General features: G+C 72.3%; 5 protein-coding genes and 1 pseudogene. 2 read left to right on the top strand and 4 right to left on the bottom strand.

What is annotated here, in order from left to right:
• A partial coding sequence (locus AB0447_RS36280; protein WP_366481227.1) for a carboxyl transferase domain-containing protein occupies positions 1-176 on the top strand: 176 nt, incomplete at its 5' end.
• 15 nt (positions 177-191) lie between these two features.
• On the top strand, positions 192-386 hold the full coding sequence (locus AB0447_RS36275) for an acyl-CoA carboxylase subunit epsilon (protein ID WP_366481226.1): 195 nt from the start codon (positions 192-194) through the stop codon (positions 384-386).
• A gap of 25 nt (positions 387-411) precedes the next feature.
• On the opposite strand, the gene AB0447_RS36270 is transcribed toward AB0447_RS36275, so the two are convergent.
• From AB0447_RS36270 to AB0447_RS36255, 4 genes and pseudogenes are all read right to left on the bottom strand, one after another.
• Complete coding sequence (locus AB0447_RS36270; RefSeq protein ID WP_366481225.1) at positions 412-3450, bottom strand: NACHT domain-containing protein; 3039 nt, start codon at positions 3448-3450, stop codon at positions 412-414.
• Between the two features lie 87 nt (positions 3451-3537).
• The gene (locus AB0447_RS36265; RefSeq protein WP_037792108.1) at positions 3538-4119 is read right to left on the bottom strand and encodes an ATP/GTP-binding protein; all 582 of its coding nucleotides are present in this window, start codon (positions 4117-4119) and stop codon (positions 3538-3540) included.
• Positions 4100-4657, bottom strand: coding sequence for a DUF742 domain-containing protein (locus AB0447_RS36260; RefSeq protein WP_366481224.1), 558 nt, complete (start codon positions 4655-4657; stop codon positions 4100-4102). Before AB0447_RS36260 ends, AB0447_RS36265 begins: the two co-directional genes overlap by 20 nt.
• Positions 4658-4749: 92 nt before the next feature.
• Positions 4750-4869: pseudogene (locus AB0447_RS36255) on the bottom strand (roadblock/LC7 domain-containing protein); the annotation flags it as partial.

The following is a 4869-nucleotide window of genomic DNA, read 5'->3' as shown; positions in this document are numbered from 1 at the left end:
TGGTCAAGGAGTACAAGGCCGAGCTGATGCACCCGTACTACGCGGCCGAACGCGGCCTCGTCGACGACGTCATCGACCCCGCCGAAACCCGCGAGACGCTGATCAGCGCCCTCGCGATGCTCCGCAACAAGCACGCCGACCTGCCGTCCCGCAAGCACGGCAACCCGCCGCAGTAAGGAGAGAAGCCACCGATGAGCACCGACATGCTGCTGCGCGTCGAAAAGGGCCACGCCGAGCCCGAGGAGCTGGCCGCGATCACTGCGATCCTGCTGGCCCGCGCCGCCTCCACCCCCTCCATCCCGGCCGCCCGCACCCGCTCCACGGCCGGCTGGCGCCGCCTGGAACGCACGCCGGGCTTCCGCGCCCCGCACAGCTGGCAGGGCTGACCTTCAGAGCCCTCCGTACGGCCGCTCAGCCGACCTCGACGTTGATGCCCTCGGGCACCGACTCCAGGTTCGGGGGGCGGCCGTCGGCCGTTCGGCAGCCGCTGAGCCGTAGATCGGTCAGGCCGTTGAACACGGCCAGCGGGCCCAGGTCCGCCGACAGCACACAGTCCTTCAGGTAGAGGCTGCTCAGCCGGGGCGGAGTGGTGCGGACCGAAGCCGGCCAGAGCCGCAGGTCGTAGCCGGTCAACCGGAGGTTGACCAGGGTGACCAGGCCGTCCAGTCCGTCGAGGCCGCGGGGCACGCCACTGCCCTGCAGCCCGAGGGCGCCCAGTCGGCGCCGCTCGGTGAGCGGCGCCAGATCGGTGCCCGGCGCCAGTCGGCCGAGCCCCAGATGCCGCAGCCGCTCGGGCAGCTCCAGCGCGGCCAACGAGGGCAGGGACTCCCAGTTGATCAGCTGAAGCGTGATGAGCTCGGGCAAGGCCTCCCACGGCGGACCGGCAGGCAGCGGCACGTTCCCGAACAGGGTCAGCGCCACCAGCCGCCGGTGCACGCGCAACGGGTCGAGATCGGCATCCTCACGCAGGTCGTACAGCCACAGCCCGCGCAGCCCCGTCAGCCCGGCGGTGGCGCCCAGCCCCTGGGTGAAGGGAGCGCCGACCGAGACCCAGTGGACCTCCGGGAGCCGCAGCAGCACCGGCCACTGCGTCGGATGCGTCACCTGCACGAATACGTCGGACAGCGGCAGCTTCCGCAGCACCCGCCGTGCGTACTCCTCCGGGTCGAAGTACTCCCAGGCCTCGGCCAGCAGGTTGCCGACCGCCGGACCCGCGTCAGCCGCCCAGCGTGCCAGCCGGTCCAGGGCCGGCGCGCCGCCGATGAGCGCGGCGGTCCGGACTGCGGCCTCGGCGACCGGTCGGTCCAGCCCCGCCAGGGAATCCGGAAGCCGACGCAAGACCGTGGGCCCCACGCCGGAAAGCGAGTCCGCCTCGGCGGGCTCGCGCGGCGGAGCCAAGGCGTCGAGCGCCGCCTCCAGCGGATCGGAGAGCTCCTGCGGGACCGCCTCCATGGTCTCCAGGCAGGATGCCGCCAACAGCCGCAACCGGCGCCGGTATCGGCTCTCCGCGCCAGCCCGCGCCAAGATGCCCTCGATCAGCTCCACCCGCTGGGTGCGGTTCGCATGCCCGGCCGCCAGCACGATCGTCTCGTGCCAGAAGTCCAGGTGCGCCCGCCCCACCAGGCTGCCGATGTTGTCCTCCGCCGCCGCGTCGGCCGCCGCCAGATATTCCTGGAAGCTGCGGTGCAGGAAGTCCACCCGCCCATCGGCGGGGGAGCGCAGTACCCCCGAGCGCACCACCAGGTGGTCCAGCACCGCCCGCGCGTCGGCCCGGTCCAGATGCCGCATCGCGCCCAGCGCATCGTGCACGTGCACCGCCGCCCGCTCCAGCGCGATCTCGTTGCGGCCGTTGTCGGACAGCCGCCACGCCAGATCCTGGAGCAGCCGCAGCTTGTCGGTCAGCGTCAACTGCACCTCCAGGGCGCTCGGCACGCACCGCTCCGCGTCCCGCCGCTGGACGAGGATCTCCAGGGCCGTCCGGTACAGCTCCATCCGGTTGCGCGGGAGTTGGCCGCGCCGGTCCAGGTGCAAGGCGCACAGCAGCGCCGCCAGCAGCGGGGTGGCGGCCAGGGACCGGAGATGAGGGCGGTCCTGGAGTCCGGTCAGCAGGGCGCGCTCGTAGTCCGGCAGCTCATTGCCGGGCTCCAGCACCGCCGCGTGCCACTGCCGTACGAACGCCACCACGTCGGCCGGCCGCATCCGGTCCAGCAGCACCGGCCGGAAGGACTCGGCCCGCAGCCAGTCGCTGCGGGCCGCAGCCGGACGGGAGGTGACCACCACCCGGATCTCCGGATATGCGTACAACAGCCCGCGCAGCCACTCCCGGACCGCCCGGCGCTCCGCCGCCGGGAGCTCGTCCACCCCGTCCACCAGCAGCAGCGCCCGCCCGGCCGCCAGCTGACGGTCCACCCAGGCGGCCGGCATGTGGCCGGTGAGCGGGCCCGCCACCTGGTCCAGTAACGCCTCGGGGCGGGGCAGTCGGCCCCCGGCGAACCGGCGCAGCTTCACCAGGACGGGCACCAAGCCGTTCCAGCCGGCCAGTTCACCCTCGAACGCGCCGCGCGCCGCCGTGACGGCCAGCCACTGGAGCAGGGTGGTCTTGCCGGATCCGGCCTCGCCGCGCAGCAGCACCCGCTTGGCGTTCCCGAGCGCGCTCTCGACCCGGCGGCCGTGGCCGTCCTCGTCGGCGGCGGCCAGGGCAGGGGCTCGCGGACGGTCCGGCTCCCCGGCCGTCCGCAGGCTCACGTACGCCACCGACAGCTTCGTCCGCGCCGCCCGCTCCGAGGCGAAGCTGAACAGCTCGATCTCGTCCAGCGAGCGGGCGACCAGCTCCAGGTACTCCCGGCGGAAGGCCTCGTCCTGCCCTTCGCCCTCGGGCGCGTACAGCGAGCGCGCCGGAAGCCGGTCCAGGACCAGGGAGAGCTCCGCCGCCAGGGAGGTCGTACGGCCCAGCAGTTCCGTCACCGCGCGCTCGGTGAACACCGGCAGTCGGCGCAGGACGCGGACGTAGCAGTCGCAGCACTCCGAGAAGAGCAGCTCGTACAGCGCGGCCGCGGGCTCGTCCAGGCCGGCCGGGGCCGGTACCGCCCGGCGGATGCGGCGGGCCAGCTCCGCCGCGTCCGCGTCCGAGCCGATGATCGATGAGTCCGAGAGGTCGGCCGCGGCGAAGGTGTCCGTCACGGCGTCCAGGGCGGACCGGCGGCCGGACTCCGAGAGGCCGCGGAACTCGTGGGCCAGCAGCGGCTCCAGACGGGCCGCGACGGCGTCGGCGATCTGCTCGAACTGGCGCTCAAGGCTCCGCTGCGGGCGGAGTCCCGGTACGCGGACCCGGATCAGCTCCGACAGGTCGGACCGGCTCTCCTGGGTACGGCGCTTCGGCCCCAGCCACAGCCCCGCCGCCCGGGTCGCCAGGACCCGCCCCAGGTTGATCGCCGCCACCTCGGCACTCATGCCGCCCCACCCCCGCCCGTCAGATGACAGAACGCCGGGAACCCGCAAGCGGGTTCCCGGCGTTCCGGAGAGCAAGCGGAGCCGGAGCTACCGCAGGCGGGCCATCAGCGCGTGCTCCACCAGCGTGATCAGCGCCGACTTGGCGTCCGCGCGGTGGCGGGCGTCCGTGGTGATGATGGGTGCGTCGGGGCCGATCTGGAGTGCTTCGCGGACCTCTTCGGGGGTGTAGGGCTGGTGCCCGTCGAAGCCGTTGAGGGCGATGACGAAGGGCAGGCCGCTGTTCTCGAAGTAGTCGACGGCGGGGAAGCAGTCGGCGAGTCGGCGGGTGTCGACGAGGACGACGGCGCCGATGGCGCCGCGGACGAGGTCGTCCCACATGAACCAGAAGCGGTCCTGTCCGGGCGTGCCGAACAGGTAGAGGATCAGGTCCTGGTCCAGGGTGATGCGGCCGAAGTCCATGGCGACCGTGGTGGTCGTCTTGTCCCCGGTGTGGGTGAGGTCGTCGATGCCGGCGGAGGCGCTGGTCATGACGGCTTCGGTGCGCAGCGGGTTGATCTCGGAGACCGCGCCGACGAACGTGGTCTTGCCCACGCCGAAGCCGCCCGCCACCACGATCTTCGCGGAGGTGGTGGAGCGAGCCGCTCCGCCGTTAGAGCTTGCGAAGTCCACTGAGCACCCTTTCGAGCAGTGTCACATCTGGCTGGCCGCCGGCGGACTCGTCGCCGCCGGGCTGGTGAATGGCGACAAGGCCCGCCTCCGCCAGGTCGGCGACGAGGATTCGGGCGACGCCGAGAGGAATGGTGAGAAGTGCCGAGATCTCCGCGACGGATTTGATCTCCTGGCACAGGCGGCAGATGCGCTGGTGCTCGGGCAACTGCCCTTGCAGCCGGGCGGGATCGGCCGTGGTGCTGACCAGTGCCTCGATGGCGAGCTGGTAGCGCGGCCGGGTCCGGCCGCCGGTCATTGCGTACGGACGCACCAGCGGGTTGTGCGCCTTCGGCGACTGCGCGGCCCGGGAAGGGCGTTGCGCCGGCGCGTAGGGCTGCTGGGGCTGCTGGGGCTGCTGTCCGTACGGCTGGTTCTGGTACGGGTTCTGCTCCGGCACGGGACGGCTGGGAGCGGAGGGGAAGTTGAAGCGGTTCTGGTCGTGCCCACCCTGCGGCTGTTGCACGCCGCCATAAGGATGTCCTCCTGGGGGTGTTGTCACGTTTCCTCCTCCGACTCCAAAACGCAGTACTCCCGTTGGAACCGCGCCACCGCACCTTAAGGCGCGGTGACGCGAAACGCACTGCCTGTCTGCTAGCTGAGAAGACTTCCCTGGAGCTCCGCGCGCAGGTCCGGGGTGAGGACGCTGCCCGCTCGGTCCACCAAGAGGGCCATCTCGTAGCCCACGAGGCCGATGTCGCACTCGGGGTGCGC

The organism is Streptomyces sp. NPDC051211, assembly GCF_040689505.1.
In the GTDB taxonomy this organism is placed as follows: Bacteria; Actinomycetota; Actinomycetes; order Streptomycetales; family Streptomycetaceae; genus Streptomyces.
This window is presented reverse-complemented; position numbering and strand designations above follow the sequence as displayed.

Bases quoted from the DNA above. Each gene is read 5' to 3' on its own strand.
- AB0447_RS36275 (WP_366481226.1), top strand. From the start codon at position 192: ATGAGCACCGACATGCTGCTGCGCGTCGAAAAGGGCCACGCCGAGCCC.
- AB0447_RS36270 (WP_366481225.1), bottom strand. From the start codon at position 3,450: ATGAGTGCCGAGGTGGCGGCGATCAACCTGGGGCGGGTCCTGGCGACC.